This window comes from Mesorhizobium sp. C399B, from assembly GCF_030323185.1.
GTDB lineage: Bacteria > Pseudomonadota > Alphaproteobacteria > Rhizobiales > Rhizobiaceae > Mesorhizobium.
The window spans coordinates 5,005,186-5,028,629 of sequence record NZ_CP100472.1 but is presented as its reverse complement, the minus strand read 5'-3'; the positions used below and the strand labels follow the sequence as shown (position 1 = coordinate 5,028,629).

Genomic DNA, 23,444 nt, shown 5'->3' with positions numbered 1-23,444 from the left:
CCTCAATCGTGCCTTCTGATCAAACCAAATGCCCGGATCGGAATTCGCATCGGCACCGAGCGGATCTGTGAAATTTCAGTTTGGTCTTTGTGCATTGGCTGCGGACACGTCGTATCCTGCGTGTGGCGACCGATATCTGGTCGATCAGCATTTGCCTGGGAGCAGAAATTGGCCAGACTCTATGACAGCCGCAGACGCATTCTCGTTACCGGGGGCGCAGGGTTTATCGGCTCGCATCTTATTGACCGCCTGTTGGAACGAGGCGACGAAATCTTGTGTGTCGACAACCTTTTCACCGGATCAAAGCGCAATATCGACCATTTGGCCAAGCATCCCCGCTTCGAATTCATGCGCCATGACGTGACCTTTCCGCTCTACGTCGAAGTCGATGAGATTTACAACCTGGCGTGTCCGGCCTCGCCTGTTCACTACCAGTACGACCCGGTTCAGACGATCAAGACCGCCGTGCACGGCGCCATCAATGTTCTTGGACTGGCAAAGCGGCTGAAATGCAAAGTCTTTCAGGCCTCCACCAGCGAGGTCTATGGTGACGCGTCTGTGCACCCGCAGCCCGAGAGTTACTGGGGCAATGTAAACCCGATCGGGCCGCGCTCATGCTACGATGAAGGCAAACGCTGCGCCGAAACGCTGTTCTTCGACTATCACCGACAACATGGCTTGTGGGTCAAGGTCGCGCGGATTTTCAATACGTTCGGGCCGCGCATGCACCCGGCAGACGGCAGGGTTGTCTCAAATTTCATCGTGCAGGCGCTTCGTGGTGAACCGATAACCATTTTCGGCGACGGCTCACAGACAAGGTCGTTTTGCTACGTCGACGACCTGGTGAGCGGCATGCTGCGCCTCATGGATACGGGGCCGGAGGTGACCGGTCCAGTAAACATCGGCAATCCAAGGGAAGTAACGATCAGGCGCTTGGCCGAACTGACGACGCAGATGACCGGATCAGGTTCGGATATAATTTACCGCGATCTTCCGCAAGACGATCCGCGGCACCGCCAGCCCGATATCACCCTTGCCAAAAGGCTTGTCGGCTGGGAGCCGACGGTGACTTTGGAAGCCGGGCTGCAACAGACGATCGACTATTTCAAAGCCCTGCTGCCGAAGGTTTCCACAAACTCGCCTTGACCCGGCACCGCAGTGCAACCGTCAAGTCTGACCGATCACCGTCGTGGTAGCGACGCCTTTTGCAGTCGACTCCGGTAGGCTTGAAGTTTTTTGAATTCTAATTATTTTAAGCTTGAAATTATTTGAAGAACCCCATGGCGCTTCATCCGTCCGAGCCGGGACACCGGCATTTGGCGGAGAGCAGAAGGAGGAGGAAGATTTGCCGTCGTTCCGGGATAAAACTCCATGAACACAGCACGATTTTCCGAGAGTGTCACAGGCAAGATCGTCGATGGCGTTCTCGTCGTCACGATCGAAAATCCGCCGGTCAACGCGCTGTCCTTCCATGTCAGGGCCGGACTGATGGCTGCGCTTGGGCGTGCGGCGTCGGATGAAGTGTCTGCCGTGGTGCTGACCGCCATTGGGCGCACCTTCATCGGTGGCGCCGATATCAAGGAATTCGGCAAGCCCGCTATCGGGCCCACACTGCCTGACGTGATCGAAGCGATCGAGAGCTTCGCGAAACCGGTCGTCGCGGCAGTTGGCGGCGCGGCGCTCGGCGGCGGCTGCGAGATTGCGCTGGCCTGCCACTACCGGGTGGCCAGCAAGGCGGCCAGCTTCGGCCTGCCCGAGGTCAAGCTCGGGTTAGTGCCCGGGGCCAGCGGAACCCAACGCCTGCCCCGCCTCATCGGCACGGTCGCCGCAATTGACCTGATCGGCACGGGTCGGCCCGCAAATGCCGACGAAGCTCTCGCTCTCGGTCTGATCGATACCATCGCGGACGATCTTCCCGAAGGCGCGCTCGATGTCGCCCGCCGTCTCGTTGGCCAACCGCTGCGGCGCACGGGCGCGCTTTCCGTGCCGCGCTCGCAACCTGAGGCCGACGCGGCAGCCGCAAGAAAGGTGCTTTCCCGCAGCCGTGGACAGATCGCGCCTGCAGAAGCCGTGAGACTGGTCCGGGCCGCGTCCACGGCCAGACTTGAGGACGGTCTTGTGCACGAACACGCGACCTTCCTGCGCCTCCGGGATTCTCGCGAGGCGGCAGCGTTGCGCCACGTCTTCTTTGCCGAGAGGCAAGCCAGCAAAGTCGACAGGCTGGAGGGTGTCACGCCTCGCAAGGTCGAGACCGTCGGTATCGTCGGAACCGGCCTGATGGGTGCAGGCATCGCGGTCTCGGCCTTGAATGCCGGCTATCGCGTAATCGGCATCGAGCAGACCGACGACGCCGCGGCAAAAGGATACGAGCGGATCGCCGGCCTTCTCGACAAGTCGGTCCAATCCGGCCGACTCACCGATCATGCCCGCAGGGAGGCGCTGAGCCGGTTTGAAGCGGCCAGCGACGCCGGCAGGCTGGTGCAGGCCGATCTGGTCATCGAGGCAGTGTTCGACGATCTCGCGGTAAAAACCGAACTCTTCCGGAAGCTTGATCGTATCGTCCGCCCCGACGCCATACTGGCGACCAACACCAGCTACCTCAACCCCGACGAGATCGCCTCTGCAACCGCCCGGCCCGAACGGATCGCCGGCCTGCATTTTTTCTCCCCGGCCAACGTCATGCGGCTCACCGAAGTGGTGGATTGCGCGGCGACGGCGCCCGATGTGCTCGCCTCGGCTATCGCGTTCGTCAGGAAGCTCGGCAAGCTGCCTGTCGTGTGCGGCGTTACCGAGGGTTTCATCGGCAACCGCCTCTATTCGGCCTACCGCCGCGAGGCGGAGTTCATGGTGGAGGATGGCGCAGCACCGGAAGAGGTGGATGCCGCGCTGGAGGCCTGGGGCTTCCCGATGGGGATCTTCGCGGTCAACGACATGGCTGGGCTGGAGATAGCCTGGGCGCGGCGCAAGCGACAGGCGGCGATGCTCGATCCGCAAGCACGTTATGTCGAGATCGCCGACCGGCTGTGCGAGGCCGGTCGCTTCGGCCGCAAGACCGGACGCGGCTGGTACGATTATTCGGACGGCGAGCGCAGGAGCGACCCGCAAGTGGCCGCGCTGATCGAGGCCGTTCGGGCGGCCAAGGACATCGTGCCGCGCCGCTTTTCGCCCGATGAGATCGTCACGCGCTTGCTGGCGGCAATGGCCGAAGAGGGCAAGGCCCTGCTTGCCGAAGGCATCGCGGCGCGTGCCTCCGACATCGATCTGGTGATGATCAACGGCTATGGCTTCCCGGCCCACAAGGGCGGGCCGATGTTCCACGCCGGAGACATCTGACGGACAAGCTACGACAGCTTGGCTACGACGGCGCGCAACGCCTGGCCGAAACGCCTGACCTCGTCGACCGTGTTGTAATGGACCAGCGAGGCGCGGATGGCGCCGCTGTCCATCGACAGGTTGAGACGCTTCATCAACCGGGGCGCATACATATGGCCGTCGCGGATGCCGATCTGCATCTCAGCCATTTCCTCGACGATCCGCTGCGGCGACAGCTTGCCGATGTTGAAGCAGAAGGTCGGCACGCGCTCGTTGATGCGGGTCTCTTCCGAAACCCCGTAAATGGTCGCGCCGCAAGCTTTGAGCACCGCGAGCATCTCACGCGCCAGGAGCACTTCGTAATCGCGGATGGCGCCCATGCCGGCAACGATGTTGTCGCGCCGCGAGCGGTTGTTGGAGGGCGCCAGATTGCGGCCGATCAGTTCCAGGTACTGCACCGCGGCATCCATGCCCGAGACGTTTTCGTAGATGAAGGTGCCTGCCTCGACCTTGTAAGGCGGCTCGTCGGGGATGAAATCCTCGCGGAAGGTCGGCAGCCGCTTCAGCGTTTCGAAGCGGCCCCACAGAAAGCCCATATGCGGCGAGAAATTCTTGTAGCCGGAGCAGACGAGATAATCACAGTCCCAGGCCTGCACGTCGATCAGCCCGTGCGGTCCGTAATGCACGCAGTCAAGGAACACTTCGGCGCCGGCCGCATGCGCGATCGCGGCCACCGAAGCGACGTCGACGATCGAGCCGATCGAATGCGCGGTCACCGTGCAGGCGACGAGACGGGTGCGATCGGAAACCAGCGGCTTGAGGTCGTCGACATGCAGGTTGCCGTCCTCGCGCATGCGCCACCATCTGAACTTGGCTCCGGCGGGCTCCAGCGCCAGCCACGTGGCGATGTTGGCGTCGTGGTCCATATCGGTGATGACGATCTCGTCGCGCTCTGTGTCCTTGGCCAGCATCTGGCCGATGCCGAGGCTGACCAGGCGAATGAACGAGGTGGCGTTCATGCCGAAGCAGATTTCCGACGGACTGTAGGCGTTGATCAGCAAGGCCACGCTCGTCCGAGCATCCGCAACCGATTGGTCGACCGTGACCGAGCGCCCATAGCGACCACCACGCTGCACATTGTGCGAGACCAGGTGATTGGTCACCGCGTCGAGCACGCTCTGCGGGATCTGCGCGCCGGCGGCGTTGTCCATGAAGATGAAATCACCAGCGCGCTGCAAGGCCGGAAACATGGCGCGGATGGTGTCGACCGGAAAGCAGCCGGCGGCTTGGGAATTGCTCAACTGTATCTCCTGCGAATGGCTTGGGAAGCGGGACGGTTGATGAGGTCAGCGCGTCTTCTCGGTCTTGAAGCGGTCTTCGAGCAGGCTGACGAGGCGGACCATGGGCCAGAGGAAGATGAGATAGACCAAAGCGGCGCCGATCAGCGGCGAGGGATTGGCATAGAGCGATTGCGCGTTGGTCGCTTCCTTCAACAGTTCAGGCAGCGCAACGGTGGAAGCGAGCGACGTGTCCTTGAACATCGAGACGCAATTGCTGGTCATCGGCGGGATGACGACGCGGATCGCCTGCGGCAGCACCACCTTGCGCAAGGTCAAAAGGAAAGGCAGGCCGAGCGCCTGTGCTGCCTCGAATTGGCCTTTCGGAATGCTCTCAATGCCGGAGCGGAACACTTCTGCTGAATAGGCCGACATGATGATGGCGAACGCCGTCACGGCGGAGGCCCAGGACGACAGACGGATGCCGAGGAAGGGCAGCGCATAATAGATCAGGATCAGCACCACCAGCACCGGCAGGGCGCGGAAGATGTCGGTGTAGCCGACCGCCAGCCAGCGCAGCGGCTTCGGCGCATAGAGCCGCAACAGGCTGATCCCCAGGCCGATGGGAATGCCGATGCCGATACTCAAAATGCCGAGCAGCAGCGTGTTCAGGAAGCCACGCAACAGCGCCGGCAGGCTGGACATGATCACGTCAGGATTGAAGAAGGTGTCGATTAGCGACATGGGAGCGTTCCCGAACCCCAGAGCAAAGGATGCTCAAGTTAAAACCAATCGACCTTGCCTCCCATGAGGCTATCGGTGCGGCAGCAGGCGCCGGAGCGTGAAATGAATCGTGCCGGCCCGGGAGCCGGCACGATTTAAGTGCATTGCCGGTCAGGCCTTGGGCAGCGGCATTTCCTTGACCGTCGAGGAATCGGCTGGCGCGTCGCTGCCGAACCACTTCTTGTGGATCGCGGCCAGCGTTCCGTCCTTCTTCATCGCGGTCAGCGCGTCGTTCAGCTTGCCGAGCAGCGGATGGTCCTTGCTCATCATCAGGCCGTACTGTTCGCCGGTCTTGATGCGCTGCTTGACCTTGAGGTCCTTCATCTTGGTGAAGGAGTATTCCATGCCCGGAATATCGCTGACGGCGGCGTCCACGCGGCCCGCGCTGAGGTCGAGCAGCAGGTTCTGCTGCGTGTCATAGCCCTTCACGTCGCTGTAGCCGTCAGCCTCCTGATGCGCCTTGACCCAGGTCTCGCCGGTCGAGCCTGAAAGCACGCCGACGATCTTGCCCTTGAGGTCGGCCTCGGTGTTAACAGCGCTATCGGTCTTCGTCGCAATGCCCATGTCGGAGTCATAATAGGGCTGGGTGAAGGACAGCGTTTTCAGTCGCTCCGGCGTGATGGTGATCGAGGAGATCGCGACATCGATGCGGTTGGAACTGACAGCCGCGAACAGCGCCTGGAAGCCGAGGTCGGCAATGTCGGTGGTCATGCCGGCACGCTTGGCCGCTTCGTTGACGATGTCGACTTCAAAGCCCTCGAACGTGCCGCTCTCGTTCTTGTATTCGAAGGGCGGATTGGTCGGGTAGGCGCCGACATTGAGCACATCGGCGGCAAAGGCGGTGGCCGGGCCGGCAGCGATGCCGATCGTGGCGGCGAGAAGAAGCAGGTTGCGACGAGTGAAGCTCATTTTGTGTTCCCTCTGGTTGTGATCGGGCGGGTTAGCTCCCGCACGGTTTGTTGCCGTCCCACCTCCCAGCGGGGCGTCAATTCATGGCGGCGACCATGCGCTCGAGCGCGGTCGCTATCTGGTCGCGTTCACGGCACACGCACATCCGCAGGAAGGCCGCTGCCGAATTTCCAAAGAGGTGGCCGGGAGCCAGCCCGACGCGCGCCGTCTCCAGTATCCTGGCGCAGGCCTGCCGGGCGTCGCTTTCGCCGTCCATGGCAAAGAAGGCATACATGCCTCCGCGCGGTTTCGTCGGCAGGATGATGCCGGGAATCTGGGCCAGCCTGTCATAGGCAAGGTCGAGGCCGGTTTTGATCCGCTGTCTGATCTCCTCGACCAGCGGCTCGCCTTGGCGAATGGCGGCGACAGCGCCGGCCTGGATCGGCGCGGCGGTGCCGCTGTTGACATACTGCGTCATGGCGCCAAGCTGGTCGGCTACCCCCGACGGATGCGTCAGCCAGCCGATGCGCCAGCCGGTCATCGCCCACGCTTTCGAAAAACTGTTGACCGACAGCACCCGGTCGCCATCCTCGGCGATCTGCAGGATGGAAGGCGCAACATTGCCCTCGAAATAGAGCCGGCCATAGACCTCGTCGGAGATGATCCAGATGCCGGTGCGCCGGCTGAAGTCGAGCAGCGCCTGCATCTCATCGCGCGACGCGGTCCAGCCGGTCGGGTTGGACGGCGTCGACAGGAAGATCGCGCGGGTACGCGCATCGCAAGTGGCGAACAGCCGGTCGAGATCGAGATGCCAGTCGCCCTTGAAGTCGAGCGAAAACGGCCGTGGCTCGCCGCCGATCAGATGGATGGCGTTGTGGATGTTGGGCCATTGCGGCGCGACATAGACGACGGTGCTGCCGGTATCGACCAGCAGTTCCAGCGCCAGGTACAGCGCCTGCATGCCGCCGGGCGTGACCGTGGTGCGCGCAATCGGGATCGTCCGGCCGTGAATGCGCGTTTGGTATTCCGACAGCGCCTCGTTCAGTAGGGGGTGCCCACGCATGTTAGGGACGTAGAACGTCTGGCCTTCATCGAAGGCGGCCTTCGCCGCGTCGCGGATGAAAGCGGGCGTCACCATGTCGCCTTCGCCGTACCAGAGCGCGATCACGTCGCCCAGTTCTCGGGCGCGCACGGCAAGGTTGGCAATGTTTTCGGTGTGCAGGTCACGGATCTGGGCACGTACGCCGTCGAAAGCATAACGCGCGCTGGACGATGACTGGGGCAGTATGAACGACAAGGACTGAAACCCCTCCCACCCGGAGCACCGCGACGGACTGCCCGGCAAGCCCCACCGGCACGACAGTCGCCATCGAGTTTGGATGCTATCCAATGTGCTGCGCTTTTCAAGGAAAAAGTTTTAAGCTTAAAAAGTTTTTGCCCGATCCCGCCCGTCTACCGCAGCTCGGCGCGCGCAGCGGTGCAGTTGGCCGCAGCGCCGGCGCCAAGAAACATCGTATCGCTGGCCAGCACGAAGAAGCTCGCGCCGATAGCGGCCCACTGGCTGATCGTCTGTGGGCTGGCGCAAAATATACCCGATGTCCTGCCATGCGCGACGGTCGCGCGGATGATCCTTGTGATCGCCTCATTGAGCTTGTCCACGCCTTTCGGCCCGATCGCATCGATCGACACGGAGAGATCGCCGGGGCCGACGAAGACCACATCGATGCCGTCTATGGCCGCGATCGCCTCGATGTTGGCCAGCCCCTCCGATGTCTCGACCTGGACCGCGACGACCACCCTGTCATTGGCCGCGGCCAGATATTCGGGAATGCGATAGCCATAGCCGGCCGCGCGGCCAGGCCCGACGCCGCGCTCGCCCAGCGGCGGATAGCGCGAGGCCTTCACCGCCGCCTCGGCCTGAGCAGCGGTCGAGACGCGCGGCACGAGCACGCCTTGTGCGCCGCTGTCGAGCGCCGCCTGGATAGCTTCCGGCGCATGACCGGGAACACGCACCATGGCCGGCACGCGATGCACGTCGGCCGCGCGCACCATGGTTTCGATCGTGTCGCGCGCGATCTGGGCATGTTCCCAGTCGATGCAGACGAAGTCGAGGCCGGTGAGCGCCATCACTTCGACGGCGACGGGATGGGGAATAGCGGCGAAGGAGCCGACGAGATTGGTCTTGCCGATGCACTTCTGACGGAACGCGCTCATATCCATCCCCTTTTCCCCTCCAAATTCATATCCGCAATCGGCGGCGAGGCGAAGCTATTTCAGGCTTGAAATATTTTTGCGCGGGCCTAGCGTGTCGGTCTCCCGCCACGAGTTCCCATGATGATCAAAACGCATCCCCTGCACGGCTCGAACAAACTGAAGCTCGGCGTCTTTTCGACCAATGCCGATGGCGGTCTGGCCATCACCGATGTGCCGGAACGCTGGACGGCAAGCTGGCAGGACAATCTGACGGCGGCGCAGATCGCCGACCGCGCCGGGCTGGAATTTATGCTTCCGATCGCGCGCTGGCGTGGCTTTGGCGGCCGCAACAAGGTGCGCGAATGGTCGTTCGAGACCTTCACCTGGGCAGCAGCTCTGGCGGTGGCCACCGAGCAGATCGGCCTGTTCATGACCGTGCATGTGCCGCTGGTGCATCCGCTCTATGCCGCCAAGGCGCTGGCAACTGTCGACCATATCAGCCAGGGCCGCGCCGGCTTGAACATCGTCTGCGGCTGGAACCCGAAGGAATTCGGCATGTTCGGCACGCCTTTGGTCGAGAAGGGCTACGACCAGGCCGCCGAATGGATCGAAATCCTGGAAAAGCTCTACGCCTCGGACCAGCCTCTGGACTATGAAGGCACCTACTATCGGCTCAAGGAGGCGGTGAGCCGGCCGGCGAGCCTGCAGGTTCCACGCCCAGTGACCATGAACGCTGCTTTCGGTGGCCCGGGCCGGGATTTCGCCGCCGCCCGATGCGATTATCTGTTCACGACCTTTTCGGAAATGAGCGATGCCGGCAAGCATGTCGCCGACATCAGCGAGCGGGCCGACAAGGTTGGCCGCAACGTCGGGGTCTACACGGTGGCGCATGTCGTCTGCCGCCCAACCATGGAAGAGGCGCAGGCCTACTACACGCGCTATGCCGTCGATCTGGTCGACCACGATGCGGTCGATGCTCATATGGCAGGCAAGAAGGAGTTCTCGCAGTCGCATGACCCGCATGACTATGACCGCTACCGGCAGCGTTTCGCCGGCGGCGCCGGCACCTACCCGCTGGTTGGAACGCCGGAGACGATTGCCGCCGAGATGGCGGCAATAGCCGGGCATGGCTACCAGGGCATCGCGCTGTCGTTCGTCAACTACACCCAGGAACTGCCCTATTTCTGCGACCACGTATTTCCGCTGCTGAAGCGGGCGGGGCTGCGCTGCTGATCAATCCGGGAATAACGAATTCGTTAATCCGGAATGACGGCGGTTGCCTGAATTTCGATCTTGGCGCGATCTTCCACCAGCGCCACCACCTGCATGGCGGCCATCGCTGGAAAATGCCGGCCGATCACCTCGCGATAGGCCTCGCCTATACCCTTGAGATTGCCGAGATATTCGGCCTTGTCGGTGAAATACCAGGTCATCGCGGTGATGTGCCGTGGCTCCGCGCCGGCTTCCGCCAGCACGGCGACGATGTTTTGCAGCGTCTGCCGCACCTGGCCGGCGAAATCGTCGGTCTCGAACTGGCACTGCCCGTTCCAGCCGACCTGTCCGCCGACGAAGACGAGCCTGCCGCGCGCGGCAATGCCGTTGGCGTAGCCTACCGGTTTCGCCCAGCCCTCCGGCTGCAGGATCTCGTGCATTTTCAAGCCTCCCCGGTATTCTTAAAACCAAATCTCAAAATCAAATACGTCGCTGTCAGGCCGCGCCCATCACCTGCCGTGCGATCACCACCTTCTGCACATCGGATGCGCCCTCGTAGATGCGTAGCGCGCGGATCTCGCGATAGAGGCTCTCGACGATATGGCCCTTGCGGACGCCGTCCCCCCCATGCAGCTGCACAGCCTTGTCGATCACCTCTTGCGCCTTGTCGGTGGCGAACAGCTTGGCCATCGCCGCCTCGCGGGTGACACGAGCCGCGCCCATGTCCTTGGTCCAGGCAGCGCGGTAGACCAGCAGCGCTGCGGCATCGATGTCCAGCGCCATGTCGGCGATATGGCCTTGCACCATCTGCAGCTCTGCCATCGGAGCGCCGAAAAGTTTGCGCTCGGCCACCCTGCTGATGCTTTCGTCCAGCGCCCGGCGGGCAAAGCCGAGTGCCGCCGCGCCGACCGTGGAGCGGAACACGTCAAGCACCGACATGGCGATGCGGAAGCCGTCTCCCGGTTTGCCGATCAGCGCCGAAGCCGGCACCCGGACCTGATCGAAGGAAAGCCGCGCCAGCGGATGCGGCGCGATCACTTCAAGGCGCTCGGCAATGCCAAGCCCCTTGGTATCAGCGGGTACGAGAAAGGCGGAAAGTCCCTTGGCACCCGGTGCCTCGGCGGTGCGGGCAAAGACGACGTAGAGATCGGCAATGCCGCCATTGGAAATCCAGGTCTTCTCGCCGCTGAGGATATAGAAGTCGCCATCGCGGCTCGCCATCATTTCGGTGTTGGCGACATCCGACCCGGAGCGTGGCTCCGAAAGCGCGAAGGCGGAAATCGTCTTGCCGGCCCTGGTCTTTGCCAGCCATTGCTGCTGGTCGGGTGTGCCGAACAGGCTGAGCGCGCCGGTGCCGAGCCCCTGCATGGCGAAGGCGAAGTCGGCCAACCCGTCATGGCGCGCCAGCGTCTCGCGCGTGATGCACAAGGTGCGGACATCGAGCGGTCCCGGATTGTCGGTATCGAGCGCCGTCGGCTTCAGCCAGCCGTCGCGGCCAAGTTTCGCCACCAGCTCGCGGCAGGCGGCATCGACGTCGTGGTGATCGACGGGCAGGTTCCTGGCGCACCAGGCATCAAGGCGTTCGGCGAGTTCGCGATGCCGGTCTTCGAAAAACGGCCAGTTGAGGAAACTCTTGTCAGCCATCAATTGCCCTCGAACACCGGTTTCTCCTTGGCGAGGAAGGCCTTGTAGGCGCGCTCGAAGTCACGCGTCTGCATGCAGATCGCCTGCGCCTGCGCTTCCGCTTCGATCGCCTGGTCGAGGCCCATCGACCATTCCTGGTTGAGCTGCGTCTTGGTGATGCCGTGCGCGAAGGTCGGACCCGAGACGATGCGCGCCGCCATCTCGAGCGCGTCGGCCTCGAGCACTGCGGCATCGACCAGCCTGTTGTAGAAGCCCCAGCGCTCGCCTTCCGCTGCCGTCATCGTGCGGCCGGTGTAGAGCAATTCGGCGGCACGGCCCTGGCCGATGATGCGCGGCAGGATCGCGCAGGCGCCCATGTCGCAGCCGGCAAGGCCGACGCGGGTGAACAGGAAAGCGGTCTTGGCCTCCGGCGTGGCGATGCGGATGTCGGCGCTCATGGCGATGATGGCGCCGGCGCCGACCGCGACACCGTCGACCGCCGCGATGATCGGCTTGCCGCAGTTGAGCATCGCCTTGACGAAATCGCCGGTCATGCGGGTGAAGGCGAGCAATTCCTTCATGTCCATCTTGACCAATGGGCCGATAATGTCGTGGACATCGCCGCCCGAGCAGAAATTGCCGCCATTGGGCAGGAACACCACGGCGTTGACGTCGTCGGCATAGACGAGATCGCGGAACGTGTCGCGCAGTTCCGCATAGCTGTCGAAGGTCAGCGGATTCTTGCGCTCCGGCCGGTCGAGCCGCACCTTGGCGATCCTGCCTTCGACTTCCCAAAGGAAGTGCTTCGGCTTGAGGCCGGCCATCGAACTCATTCGCGTCCCTCCCAGTTGCTGCGGAACGAGGTCAGCATGCCGGTCAGCCGGCGCGCATCCTCCTCGCTGACCTTGGCCAGCAATTCTCCGATCCAACCCTCATGCGCCGCGGCCATTGCGGCAAAAGATTTGGAACCCTCGTCGGTCAGTCGCACCATGGATGTGCGGCGATCGCCATTGCGGCGCGCGCGCGCGACCACCCCTTCCGAAACAAGCCGGTCGACGATGCCGGTGACATTGCCGTTGGATACCAGCAGGAAGCGCGACAGATCGCTCATCAGCATGCCTTCCGGCGCGCGGTAGAGGGCGGCCATGACGTCGAAACGCGGCAGCGTCGTATCGAATTCCTTCTTCAGGCGCTCGCGCAACTCCGCTTCGATCGTGCGCGAGGCGCGCAGCAGCCTGATCCAGAGACGCAGCCGGTCCTTGCCGGGTCCCGACGGCGCGGGCAATGGGCCGGCTACCATGTTTCGCCTCCTGAGATCGAAATTGCTTGTCCGGTAATCGACGCAGCCGCATCGCCGCACAGCCAGAGCACCGCTGAGGCAACTTCCTGCGGCTGGATGAAACGGCCTTGCGGGTTGGTCGAGGCAAGGCTCGCCCGCGCCTGCTCGACTGAGCGGCCGGTCTTTTCGACGACGCGCTGAATGGACTCCTCCAGCATGCCGGTCTCTACGAAGCCCGGGCAAACGGCGTTGACGGTCACGCCGGATTTCGCCGTCTCGGCGGCCAGCGCCCGCATCAGCCCGACGACGCCGTGCTTGGCCGCCACATAGGGTGCGACATAGGCGTAGCCTTTCAGCCCTGCGGTCGAGGCGACGAAGACGATCCGGCCCGCCTTGCGCGCGGCCATGCCGGCCAGCGCCGGCTTCACCGTCAGGAAGGCGCCGGTCAGATTGACGTCGAGCGTGCGCTGCCAGTCGGCAAGCGAGGTCCTGTGCGCCGGCGTGCTGCCGGCCATGCCGGCATTGGCGACGACGATGTCGAACGGGCCGCGCACGGCTTCCGCTTGCGCGTAGAGCGATGTCACCGCCGCCTCGTTGGCAACATCGGCTGACATGGCGTGGATGCGGTCGTTCTCGCCAGCCACCTTGGCAAGCTCGGCCTCGCGCCGCCCGCATATGGTCACCTCTATGCCGGCCTCGGCCAGCACGAGTGCTATGGCCCGGCCGACGCCGGAGCCGCCGCCAGTGACCAGCGCATGTTTGCCTGAAATCGCCAAGGCCGTCGTCATACTTTCAGCCCCGCCGCCGCATCGCGCTCGGCCAGCCGGTAGATCTGGTCGCGTCCGGGAAGATAGGGATCCGGCCATTTGACCCCACGGTCAGTGAGCCTCACCGCCGCATGCAGCGTCCAGTAGGGATCGGCGAGATGCGGCCGTGCCAGGGCCACCAGGTCGGCGCGGCCTGCCATCAGGATCGAATTGACATGGTCCGGCTCATAGATGTTGCCGACCGCCATCGTCGCCATGCCGACCTCGTTGCGGATGCGGTCCGAGAATGGTGTCTGGAACATGCGGCCATAGACAGGCTTGGCGGCAATCGAGGTCTGACCTGCCGAGACGTCGCAGATGTCGACGCCGGCTTCGTGCAGCATGCGCGCGATCTCCACCGCATCGGCCGGCGTCACACCCTCGATGCCGACCCAATCATTGGCCGAAATGCGCACCGAAATCGGCTTTCGCGCCGGCCAGGCGGCGCGCACCGCATGGAAGACTTCCAGGGGATAGCGCATGCGATTTTCCCGCGAACCGCCATACTCATCCGTGCGCTGGTTGGTGACCGGCGTGATGAAGGACGACAGCAAATAGCCATGCGCGGCATGGATCTCGAGCATGTCGAAACCGCAGCGATCTGCCATCTCGGTGGACGCGACGAACTGGTCACGCACCTCGTCCATGTCGGCGCGGTCCATGGCTTTCGGCACCTGATTCTCAGGCGACCATGCAATCGCCGAGGCCGCCATGACCGGCCAATTGCCCGAGGCGAGCGGCACGTCGGTGCCTTCCCACCCGACACGGGTCGAGCCCTTGGCCCCGGAATGGCCAATCTGGGCGCAGATTTTCGCCTCGGTCTCGGTGTGGACGAAATCGACCAGCCGCTTCCACGCCACCTCATGTTCGGACGCATAGAAGCCGGGACAACCGGGCGTGATGCGTCCTTCCGGGCTGACGCAGGTCATCTCGATATAGACAAGCCCGGCGCCGCCCTTGGCACGCTCGGCATAGTGGGCGAAATGCCAGTCGGTCGGGCAGCCATCGACTGCCTTGTACTGCGCCATCGGCGAAACGACGATGCGGTTGTTGAGCTGCATGTCGCGCAGTTTGAACGGCGCGAACATCGGTGCCCGGCGCTGCCTGTTGCCGCCTGCCCCTGCCTGGCGCTGGAACCATTCCTCGGCGCTTTCAAGCCATTTGGCATCGCGCAGCCGCAAATTCTCGTGGCTGATGCGTTGCGAGCGGGTCAGCAGCGAATAATTGAACTGCACCGGATCGAGGCCGAGATAGCGCTCGACCTCCTCGAACCACTCCAGCGAATTGCGCGCCGCCGACTGCAGCTTCAGCACCTCGGTGCGGCGCGCATCCTCATACTTGCGGAAGGCGGCGTCGAGGTCCGGTTCGGTTTTGACATATTCGGCCAGCGCCACCGCGCTTTCCAATGCGAGCTTGGTCCCGGAGCCGATCGAGAAATGTGCCGAGGCCGCCGCGTCGCCCATCAGAGCCAGGTTCTTGTAGGACCAGCGTTCGCACAGCACGCGCGGGAAATTGATCCAGGCCGAACCTCTGATGTGATTGGCATTGGTCATCAGCGCGTGGGCGCCGAGATGTTTCTCAAAGATGCGCTCGCAGACGGCGATGGATTCCTGCTGCGACATGGCGCCGAAGCCGAAGGCAGCCCAGGTCTGTTCGCTGCACTCGACAATGAAGGTCGCTGTCTCGCTGTCGAATTGATAGGCGTGCGCCCACACCCAGCCATGCTCGGTCTTCTCGAAGATGAAGGTGAAGGCGTCGTCGAATTTCTGGTTGGTGCCGAGCCAGACGAATTTGCATTTGCGGGTGTCGATGTCGGGCTTGAAGACTTCGACGAAGGTGTTGCGCGCCCTTGAGTTCAGCCCATCGGCGGCGACGACCAGATCATGCGTCTCCATATAGGGCTGAGGGTCGGCGATATCGCTCTCGAACATCAGCCTCACGCCAAGTTCGCGCGCGCGTCGCTGCAGCAGGACCAGAAGCCGCTTGCGGCCGATGCCACAGAAACCGTGGCCCGACGAGACCGTGCGCACGCCGTCATGGATGACGGCGATGTCGTCCCAATAGGCGAAATGCTTCTTGATCCAGACAGCGCTGACCGGGTCGTTTTTGGCAAGGTTGTCGAGTGTTTCGGCCGACAGCACGACGCCCCAGCCGAACGTATCGTCGGCGCGATTGCGCTCGAACACCGTGATCTCGTGGGCGGCGTCCCGCAGCTTCATTGAAATGGCAAAGTAGAGGCCGGCTGGTCCGCCACCGAGAACCGCAACCTTCATCCGTGCGATCTCCTCTTCGCTTGCTGCATATCAAGTATCGCGCCGGAGATAAAATATTTCAAGCTTAAAGTTTCATGTTGGAACGATTGCTGGAAACGGGTGGCGCGCCTGCGGGCTGGCCCCGCAAGCGCGCTCTGGAAATCACTTGTCCGGGTTCTTCGGGCTCCACAGCACAGTCTCGGCACCCTTCTCATAGGCCATCCCATCGGGATAGCTGATCGCCTCCAGTTGCAATCCCCATGGCGCCTGGAAATAGAGAATGGTCTGGCCGGCCGCCGGACCTTCCTTGACCGGCAGCGGACCCATCCGCGTCTTCGCCCCCTTGCCGTCGAGATAGGCTTTCGCCGCGGCGACATCATCGACATACATGGCAATGTGGAAGCCGCCGATATCGCTGTTCTTCGGAGTCAAATCCTTCTGGTCAGGCGCGGTGTATTTGAACAGCTCGATGTTCGATCCATAACCGCAACGCACCATGGTGACCTGCTCGATGACAGCCTTCGGATCGACGCCCAGAAGATCCTGCATGAAGGTGCCCTTGTCATCGGCGAACGGACCAAACGACATCGCCTTCTCGCAGCCGACGACTTCGGTGAAGAAGTCGACTGCCTGCTTCATGTCGGGCACCGTGATGCCGGTGTGGTCGTGGCCGCGCATGCCGGGGATCGCATCGGCCGAAGCCGTTCCCATCGAGCAGAACAGGATCGCGGCAAGCATCGTGCCGCGGGCTGCGTAATTCATATTACCCTCCGTTCGCGGGCTGATTTTGCCCTCATGCACGTCCGAAGCCCGCTGTTCGGCGTGGTGGGTGAACAGTCCTATGCCGGCGCTTTCGTTGCTGGCCGCAACCAGTCCGCGTCGATCTCAGGCAGTGGGATGGCGGCAAGCAGGTCGCGCGTGTAGGTCTCCCTGGGATTGTCGAACAGCGCATCGGTGGCGCTCGCCTCGACGATCCTGCCCTCGCGCATCACGATCACTTGTTGGCACAGCCGCCGGATGACCGACAGGTCGTGGCTGATGAAGGCGACCGTCAGCCCCATCTCCGCGGCCAGTCTCTCCAAAAGGGTGAGGATCTGCGCCTGCGTCGATACGTCGAGGCCGGAGACGATCTCGTCGGCCAGCACGAATTTCGGCGAAAGCGCCAACGCGCGCGCAATTCCGACGCGCTGGCGCTGCCCGCCCGACAGTTCATGACGATAGCGACTAGCGAAGCTTTGCGGCAGGCCGACGCGATGCAATGCCTCGGCGACGCGTTCCCTAAGCCTGTCGCCAAGCCCATTCTGCTTGAGCGGCGCGGCAATGATGCCGGCGATGGTGCGACGCGGGTTGAGCGACGACATCGGGTCCTGGAAGATCATCTGCAGGTCGCGGCGCAGAGGTCGCAGCTCCGCATCCGGCAGATGGGCGATATCGCGGCCCTCGAAATGGATGCTGCCGACGCTCGGCTCCAGAAGTCTGACAAGCGTGCGGCCGAGCGTCGATTTTCCGGACCCGGATTCACCGACGATGCCGGTCACCGAACCTCTCGGCAGATCGAAGTCCAGTCCTTTCAAAATCTCGGCCAGCGGCGCGCGGCCGATCAGCGGCTTGCGGGTCATGTCGGGCAGCGCCACCTTCAGCCCGCGCACGGAAAACAGCGGCTCAACCATGCGGCCGCCTCCACGCCTGGTCTGCCGCGCCGATCTCGGCGGCAAGCCCGGCCAGCACGGTCTCGTCCACCGGCTTCAGCGAGGCCAAGGGATGGGTGTAGCGTGGCGTGGCGGCTATCAATGCCCGCGTATAGGGATGCTCAGGCGCGGCGAAGAGAGCGGCTGTATTAGCCTCTTCCACCACCTTGCCGGCGTAGAGCACAGACACTTGCTGGCTGATCTTTGCAACGACGCCGAGATCGTGGGTGACGAACAGGATCGCGGTGCCATGCTCGCGCTGCAACTCGGCGATCAGGCGCAGGATCTGCTTTTGCACGGTCACGTCGAGCGCGGTTGTTGGCTCGTCGGCAACGATCAGCCGTGGCTCGGCGGCGAAGGCGGCGGCGATCAGCACACGCTGGCGCATGCCGCCGGACAGCTCGTGCGGATAGCATTTCAGCACCCGGTCGGGATCGCGGATCTGCACCTCATCCAACAATTGCCGGATACGCTTGTCCGCCTTGTCACCGTTCCAGCCGAGAATGCGCACCAGCCGGTCAGTCATCTGCGGACCGATGCGGCGCGACGGGTTGAGCGCAGTCAACGGATCTTGCGGGATCAGCGCCGTGCGAGCGCCGATCAGCGTGCGCCTTGCCTTGGGCTGCAGCCTGCCGAGGTCTTCGCCTTCGAGCTGCATGGCGCCTTCGACGATGCGCACGCTTGACGGCAGCACACCGAGCACCGCCTTGCCGATCATCGTCTTGCCGGCGCCGCTCTCGCCAACAAGAGCACGCACCTCACCCGGCTGCACGGAGAGCGACACCGACCGCAGCACGCGCTGGCCGTTCGGCAGCACGGCGCTCAGATTGGCAATATCCAGGCAAGCGCTCATCGCAGCACCGGATCGAAGCGTGTCTTCAGCGCCTCACCGAACTGGCTGAACGACAGCACGGTGAGGATCAGCGTGACAAGCGGAAACACCAGCACCCACCAGGCCTGATGGATCGACAGCCGGCCCTCGGCGATGATGCCGCCCCAGGTCGGATCGTCGGTCGAGATCGACAGATTGACGAAGGACAGGATGGCCTCGACGATGACGGCGATGCCCATCTCCAGCGACAGCAGTGCCACGATCGACGGCACCACATTGGGCAGCACCTCGCGCAGCATGATGCCGATGCGGCCATAGCCGGCGATGCGGGCGTTCTCGACATAGTCCATGCGCGACTGGCCCATCGCTTCGGCGCGGATCACCCGGCAAAAGCGCGTCCAGTCGATGATGGCGATGGCGAGGATGACGGAGCTGAGACCAGTGCCGAGCACCGCGACCAGCAGGATGGCGAACAGCACCGGAGGAAATGCCATCCAGACATCGACGATGCGTGAAATGATGCGGTCGGCCCAGCCGCCGAAATAGCCGGCGACCAATCCGAGCGTCGAGCCGACAAGGCAGGCGGCAATCGCCGCAGCGAAGGCGACGATGAAGGCGATTTGGCCGCCGAAGATAAGCCGCGACAAGAGGTCGCGGCCGAGGCTATCGGTGCCCAGCCAATAGCCGGGCTCGGCGCCATCGAGCCAGAAGGGCGGCAGCCGCTCCAGCATCAGATCCTGCGCCAGCGGGTCCTGCGGCGCCACCAGCGGCGCGAACATCGCCGCAAGAAGTACCAGCAGCAGCCAGCCGCCGGCCAGCCACAGCCTCAGGCCCAATCCGCGCCGGGCCATGCGTGCCTCACCCATGGCGCAGCCTCGGATTGAGCAGCGCATACATCATGTCGACTGCAAGATTGATCAGCACGAACAGCAGCGCGAACACCAGCACGATGCCTTGGATCAGCGGCAGGTCGCGGTTGATGACGGCATCGATCGCCATGTTGCCGAGCCCTTCGTAGGAAAACAGCCGCTCGACGATGACCGTGCCGCCGACAAGGAAGGTGAACTGGACGCCGACGAGAGTCAGTGTCGGCAAGGCAGCGTTCTTCAGCGCCTCGCGCAGGATAACCTGCGTTTCCGAAAACCCCTTCACCCGCGCCAGCACGACATAGTCGAGGTCAAGCACTTCCTTCAGCGACTGTTTCAGCAACTGCGCGATGATTGCCGCCAGCGGCAATGCCAAGGCTACTGCCGGCATCAGCATGTGTTTCAGCAGATCCCAGGTCAGGTCGAAGCGCAGCCGAAGCAAGCTCTCGAAGAAATAGAACTGGGTGACGAAGGGCAGATCGAGCTGCGGCGACACGCGGCCGGAGATATCGAAGATCGGCACCAGCACGCCAAACAAAAGGATCAGCACGAGGCCCCACAGGAAATCGGGAATGGAAAGGGCGGCGCCGCTGGCGATATCGATGCCGGCTTCGACCGCCGTGCCGCGCTCGCGGGCTCCGAGGATCGCCGTCGTGCCGCCGAGCCCAACCGCCATGACGAGCGCGATGATGGCAAGTTCCAGCGTTGCCGGCAAACGATTGAAGACAAGGCTGAGCACATCTTGCCTGAGCGAAATCGAGGTGCCAAAATCGCCCCTGACGACGCCGGACAGCCAGATGAAGAATTGCTGCACGATGGTCTTGTCGAGCCCGTAGAGTGCACGCAGCCGGTCGATGTCGGCATCTGTCGCACCGGGGGGCAGCATCATGGCGATCGGGTCACCAGGCGCGACGCGGATCACGACGAAGACGACGACAGCCACGCCGAACAGCGTGATCAGCATCGTCAGCAGACGGATCAGGAATCGTTGCAGGAGCATTCTGGTGTTGGCCCAGTGCGTTTCTAACGAAGAGCCCCCTCATTCGTCCGCTTCGCGGCCACCTTCTCCCCGAGGGGAGAAGAGGTCACGGACAGCTGAGCTGGTCTCTTCTCCCCAGCGGGGAGAAGGTGGCCCGAAGGGCCGGATGAGGGGGCCGCTCAGCGAAGGGTGGCGCCCACAAGCCGATATCAGGCAGGGGTCATCAGCGCCGGCAGCAGCGCGCCGGACACATGCTGCACCACGTTGACGCCCTTGGCATGCACGATAGGTTGCGCATACTGAATCAGCGGCAGCACATAGGCCTGCTCGGCGATATACTTGTCGACAGCCTTCCAGCCGGCGATGCGCTTGGCCTCGTCCTTCTCGCCCCAGAGCGGATTGATCATGTCGATCAGGTCCTGGCTGTCCCACACCGAATGCGGGCTCGGCCCATACATGGCAAAACCAGTCGACGTTGTCGGATCGCCGATGGCGTTGCCCCAATTGTAGAAGGCGGCCGGCGCCAGCTTGTCGGCGGCGCGCAGTTCATAGTGCTTGGCGATCTCGTAGACCTCGATCGTCGCCTCGATGCCGACCTTACGCCACATGCCGACGATCGCCTGGATCATCTCATAATCCTTGGGCTTGAAGCCCTTGGTCGTCTGGATGGTGAACTTGACCGGTTTTTCCGGCGAATAGCCGGAAGCCGCGAGCAGCTCCTTGGCCTTTTCCGGATTGTGCTCGACCTTGATCGAGGCGTCGAAGGCCGTGTACTCCGGGGTCTCCAGCGTAGCGATCGGTTGGCCATAGCCGCGCAGCAGCCGCTTGACCAGAAGCTCCTTGTCCACAGCCATGACGGCGGCCTGGCGGACGTTCTTGTCCAGCATCGCTTCGATGTCGTTGAAGAAGATCATGCCGATGTCGGAAACGGGCTTGCACGAGCCGGCAAGCCCGTCCTTGGCGATCAGCCGGTCATACTCTTCATAGGGGACCTCCAGCGTCACCTGCGAGGAACCGGATTCGATTTCGGCAACGCGGCTCGCCGCATCAGTGACGAACTTGATCGTCACATTCTCGAAGGCCGGCTTGTCGCCCCAATAGTGCGGGTTGGCCTTCAGTCGGAGGAAAGCATTTCGCTCGAATTTTTCCACCATGTAAGGGCCGGTGCCGATCGGCGCCTTCTCGAAACCTTCGGCGCCGACCTTCTCATAATAGGCCTTCGGCAGGATGTAGCCGGTCAGGAACGACATCCATTTAAAGTAGACCGGATCGAACTGCACGACGTCGCCGGTGATCTTGTTGCCGTCGATCTTGAAATTGTTGACGTTCTTCCAGACGAACTGGATCGGATTGCCGGTCTTTTCGTCGCCCGCCCGCTGCAGCGACCAGACCACGTCCTCGGGCGTGAAGGGCGAGCCGTCATGCCAGGTCACGCCTTCGCGCACCGTCATCGTCACCTTGGTGCGATCCTCGTTCCAGCCCCATTCGGTGAGCAGGCCAGGCGCAAAGGACAGGTCCGGCTTTTGCGGAATGAACTGGTCGAACACTGACTGGTAGAGGCCCTGGATCGTCGGGTTGACGGCCGAGGGTCCGGTGGTCGGATCCCAGGACGGCAGGTTGACGTTATAGGCGATGGTCAGCTCGCCCGCTGCCGCCTTGGCGATCTCAGGCAGGCCGATCGCCGCCACCCCAAGTGCCGCGGCACTGTATCCCAGCAATTCTCGTCTGTTGATTGTCATGGTCGTTCCCCTTGTTGGTTTTGTTGTCTTTGCGCGGCACTATCAGTTTATCGATCCGGGCTTCGTGGGCAGCAGCGCCTTGCCTCTCGTCGCCTTCATGAAATCTTGCGAGCTACCTCCCGCCAAGCTGTTGCGCGAGCATGAAGCCGGAGGCCGCGCCGGTGCCGGCGCCGGGCCATGTCGCGGCGCCTATGAGATGCAGATTGCCGACCGGCGTGTTCCAGCCGGCATAACCGCGCGCCGGGCGGAACAGGAAATTCTGTGCCAGATGGTGGCTGCCGCAGACCTGGTCGCCACCGACGAGATTGGGGTTCTCACGCTCGAGGTCGATTGGCGAGAACACTGCACGGCCGAGGATTTTCGCGTGCAGTCCGGGTGCGTAGATCTCGATGGTGTCGAGCACGCGTTCGGCATAGACGTCCTTGACCTGATCCCAATGCGCGGGCGCGATCTTGCCGGCCGCATCGCCCAGGATTTCGGCGGGCAGCATGCGCACCTGCACCCACAGCACATGCTTGCCCTGCGGCGCGCGTGACGGATCGACCGCTGTCGGCTGGCCGACGACCAGCACCGGTTGGTCCGGCAGCATGCCCGCCATCGCCTGCTGATAGGTGCGCGACATCGCGTCGAGCGAGGGCGACAGATGCACATAGGCGAACTGCCGCAGCTCGGCCCCGGCGCGCCAGTCCGGCAGGTCGTCGAGCGCCAGATGGATCATCATCGTGCCCGGCGCGTGCCGGAACTTCTGCATAGCCGTGTCGAAGCCGGTGTCGCCGGAACCGTTGGGCAGCAACTTGCCGGTCAGCGCCCTGGGCGCGACGCCGGCAATGACCGCCTTGGTTACCGTATGCGTCTCACCGGACGCAAGCCGCACGCCGGTCGCCTTGCCGGCGGAAACGGTGATTTCGGCAACCTCTGTCCCTGTGACGATCTTGCCGCCCGCCGAGGTGACCATACCTGCCAGCGCCCGGATGATCGTGTCGGCGCCGCCCTTGCCTATCACCATGCCAAAGGTCTGGTTGGCCATGGATTCCAGATAGGGGAACACGGCGCCGCCGGCGGTGTCGGGTGCAAAGTCGAGATGCATGCCCCAGGTGGCAAGCGTTGCCCGCACATGCGCGGACTCGAAATTTTCCTCCAGCCAGGCGCGCGGCGATGACAGCAAAAGCCGAGCGGTGTCGAATGCGCCCGACATGCCCTTCTTGCGCCACAGGTTCCAGGCGGTGCCGGCAAGCGCGCGGGCACTCATCGGCGAGCCCAGCAGCCGGAACAGATGCTCGGCCTCTGCCGGGAAGGCGGCGACCAGTCTACGCCAGGTCGCGGCATCGGCGGCGGAGAAAGCGGCCATGCGGCCGGTGGTTTTTTCCAGATCGTTGCTGACGCCGAACCAGCGTCCGTCCGGGAAGGCGCTGGCAAAACAGTCGGCGACCGGCGCGAACTCAAGACCCTGTGCTTTCAATTCATTTGCATATTTCCGGTGGAAGGCGGAGCCGGCGAACAGGCTCAGATTCATTGCACCGAAATCGTGCCGGAAGCCTGGGAGGGTGTATTCGTGGGTCTGGACGGCGCCGCCGATTGCTGCACTGCGCTCGAAAATCCCGGTTTTCCAGCCTTTGAGCGCCAGATGCGCAGCGCACGCCAGACTGTTGTGGCCCGCCCCGACAAAGATGGCGTCGAACTCGCTCACGCCCCGTTCCCATTTCCTTTATGCTTAA

Annotated in this window: 21 protein-coding genes and 1 pseudogene; 3 read left to right on the top strand and 19 right to left on the bottom strand. The window is 63.2% G+C overall.

What is annotated here, in order from left to right; all coding sequences use genetic code 11:
• The first annotated feature begins 168 nt into the window (after positions 1-168).
• Both NLY36_RS23875 and NLY36_RS23870 read left to right on the top strand, forming a co-directional pair.
• Positions 169-1,146 (top strand): UDP-glucuronic acid decarboxylase family protein, encoded by a 978-nt coding sequence (locus tag NLY36_RS23875; RefSeq protein ID WP_023667815.1) that lies wholly within the window; start codon positions 169-171, stop codon positions 1,144-1,146.
• A gap of 225 nt (positions 1,147-1,371) precedes the next feature.
• Positions 1,372-3,333, top strand: a complete 1,962-nt coding sequence (locus NLY36_RS23870; protein ID WP_023695196.1) for a 3-hydroxyacyl-CoA dehydrogenase NAD-binding domain-containing protein — start codon at positions 1,372-1,374, stop codon at positions 3,331-3,333.
• Between the two features lie 8 nt (positions 3,334-3,341).
• Here the strand turns inward: NLY36_RS23870 and NLY36_RS23865 are convergent, their stop codons facing one another.
• The 5 genes from NLY36_RS23865 to NLY36_RS23845 form a co-directional block, all read right to left on the bottom strand.
• Complete coding sequence (locus NLY36_RS23865) at positions 3,342-4,562, bottom strand: cysteine desulfurase-like protein (RefSeq protein WP_245260237.1); 1,221 nt, start codon at positions 4,560-4,562, stop codon at positions 3,342-3,344.
• 96 nt (positions 4,563-4,658) lie between these two features.
• Entirely contained in the window at positions 4,659-5,333 is a 675-nt protein-coding gene (locus NLY36_RS23860) for an amino acid ABC transporter permease (RefSeq protein ID WP_023667812.1), read from the bottom strand.
• Between the two features lie 150 nt (positions 5,334-5,483).
• A complete protein-coding gene (locus NLY36_RS23855; protein WP_023682726.1) occupies positions 5,484-6,281 on the bottom strand; it encodes an ABC transporter substrate-binding protein in 798 nt (265 codons plus the stop codon).
• Between the two features lie 76 nt (positions 6,282-6,357).
• Positions 6,358-7,557: a pyridoxal phosphate-dependent aminotransferase gene (locus tag NLY36_RS23850; RefSeq protein WP_023695194.1), complete on the bottom strand. Its 1,200-nt coding sequence runs from the start codon at positions 7,555-7,557 to the stop codon at positions 6,358-6,360.
• A gap of 155 nt (positions 7,558-7,712) precedes the next feature.
• Entirely contained in the window at positions 7,713-8,474 is a 762-nt protein-coding gene (locus NLY36_RS23845; RefSeq protein WP_023686922.1) for an HpcH/HpaI aldolase family protein, read from the bottom strand.
• Positions 8,475-8,594: 120 nt separating this feature from the next.
• On the opposite strand from NLY36_RS23845, the gene NLY36_RS23840 reads away from it, so the two are divergent.
• On the top strand, positions 8,595-9,686 hold the full coding sequence (locus NLY36_RS23840) for an LLM class flavin-dependent oxidoreductase (protein ID WP_286462608.1): 1,092 nt from the start codon (positions 8,595-8,597) through the stop codon (positions 9,684-9,686).
• A gap of 23 nt (positions 9,687-9,709) precedes the next feature.
• Here the strand turns inward: NLY36_RS23840 and NLY36_RS23835 are convergent, their stop codons facing one another.
• The 14 genes and pseudogenes from NLY36_RS23835 to NLY36_RS23775 all read right to left on the bottom strand — a co-directional run bounded on the left by NLY36_RS23835 (position 9,710) and on the right by NLY36_RS23775 (position 23,416).
• Positions 9,710-10,105, bottom strand: a complete 396-nt coding sequence (locus NLY36_RS23835) for a RidA family protein (RefSeq protein WP_023667806.1) — start codon at positions 10,103-10,105, stop codon at positions 9,710-9,712.
• 55 nt (positions 10,106-10,160) lie between these two features.
• The gene (locus NLY36_RS23830) at positions 10,161-11,309 is read right to left on the bottom strand and encodes an acyl-CoA dehydrogenase family protein (RefSeq protein ID WP_023695191.1); all 1,149 of its coding nucleotides are present in this window, start codon (positions 11,307-11,309) and stop codon (positions 10,161-10,163) included.
• Positions 11,309-12,121, bottom strand: coding sequence for an enoyl-CoA hydratase family protein (locus NLY36_RS23825; protein ID WP_023735689.1), 813 nt, complete (start codon positions 12,119-12,121; stop codon positions 11,309-11,311). Before NLY36_RS23825 ends, NLY36_RS23830 begins: the two co-directional genes overlap by 1 nt.
• Complete coding sequence (locus NLY36_RS23820) at positions 12,118-12,588, bottom strand: MarR family winged helix-turn-helix transcriptional regulator (RefSeq protein WP_023667803.1); 471 nt, start codon at positions 12,586-12,588, stop codon at positions 12,118-12,120. The genes NLY36_RS23825 and NLY36_RS23820 overlap by 4 nt, the downstream gene beginning before the upstream one ends.
• Positions 12,582-13,355: an SDR family NAD(P)-dependent oxidoreductase gene (locus NLY36_RS23815; RefSeq protein WP_023695190.1), complete on the bottom strand. Its 774-nt coding sequence runs from the start codon at positions 13,353-13,355 to the stop codon at positions 12,582-12,584. Before NLY36_RS23815 ends, NLY36_RS23820 begins: the two co-directional genes overlap by 7 nt.
• Positions 13,352-15,646 (bottom strand): bifunctional salicylyl-CoA 5-hydroxylase/oxidoreductase, encoded by a 2,295-nt coding sequence (locus NLY36_RS23810; RefSeq protein WP_023695189.1) that lies wholly within the window; start codon positions 15,644-15,646, stop codon positions 13,352-13,354. Before NLY36_RS23810 ends, NLY36_RS23815 begins: the two co-directional genes overlap by 4 nt.
• A gap of 141 nt (positions 15,647-15,787) precedes the next feature.
• Positions 15,788-16,387: a VOC family protein gene (locus NLY36_RS23805; RefSeq protein ID WP_023735690.1), complete on the bottom strand. Its 600-nt coding sequence runs from the start codon at positions 16,385-16,387 to the stop codon at positions 15,788-15,790.
• A gap of 77 nt (positions 16,388-16,464) precedes the next feature.
• Complete coding sequence (locus NLY36_RS23800) at positions 16,465-17,295, bottom strand: ATP-binding cassette domain-containing protein (protein WP_023699865.1); 831 nt, start codon at positions 17,293-17,295, stop codon at positions 16,465-16,467.
• Complete coding sequence (locus NLY36_RS23795; RefSeq protein ID WP_023735691.1) at positions 17,288-18,166, bottom strand: ABC transporter ATP-binding protein; 879 nt, start codon at positions 18,164-18,166, stop codon at positions 17,288-17,290. Before NLY36_RS23795 ends, NLY36_RS23800 begins: the two co-directional genes overlap by 8 nt.
• A complete protein-coding gene (locus tag NLY36_RS23790; RefSeq protein WP_023667797.1) occupies positions 18,163-19,011 on the bottom strand; it encodes an ABC transporter permease in 849 nt (282 codons plus the stop codon). The genes NLY36_RS23795 and NLY36_RS23790 overlap by 4 nt, the downstream gene beginning before the upstream one ends.
• Positions 19,004-20,011, bottom strand: coding sequence for an ABC transporter permease (locus tag NLY36_RS23785; RefSeq protein ID WP_023667796.1), 1,008 nt, complete (start codon positions 20,009-20,011; stop codon positions 19,004-19,006). Before NLY36_RS23785 ends, NLY36_RS23790 begins: the two co-directional genes overlap by 8 nt.
• 42 nt (positions 20,012-20,053) lie before the next feature.
• Positions 20,054-20,166: pseudogene (locus tag NLY36_RS31840) on the bottom strand (endonuclease domain-containing protein); the annotation flags it as partial.
• A gap of 33 nt (positions 20,167-20,199) precedes the next feature.
• A complete protein-coding gene (locus tag NLY36_RS23780; RefSeq protein WP_023686913.1) occupies positions 20,200-21,729 on the bottom strand; it encodes an ABC transporter substrate-binding protein in 1,530 nt (509 codons plus the stop codon).
• Positions 21,730-21,841: 112 nt separating this feature from the next.
• Complete coding sequence (locus tag NLY36_RS23775; RefSeq protein ID WP_023726249.1) at positions 21,842-23,416, bottom strand: phytoene desaturase family protein; 1,575 nt, start codon at positions 23,414-23,416, stop codon at positions 21,842-21,844.
• Between the last annotated feature and the right edge of the window lie 28 nt (positions 23,417-23,444).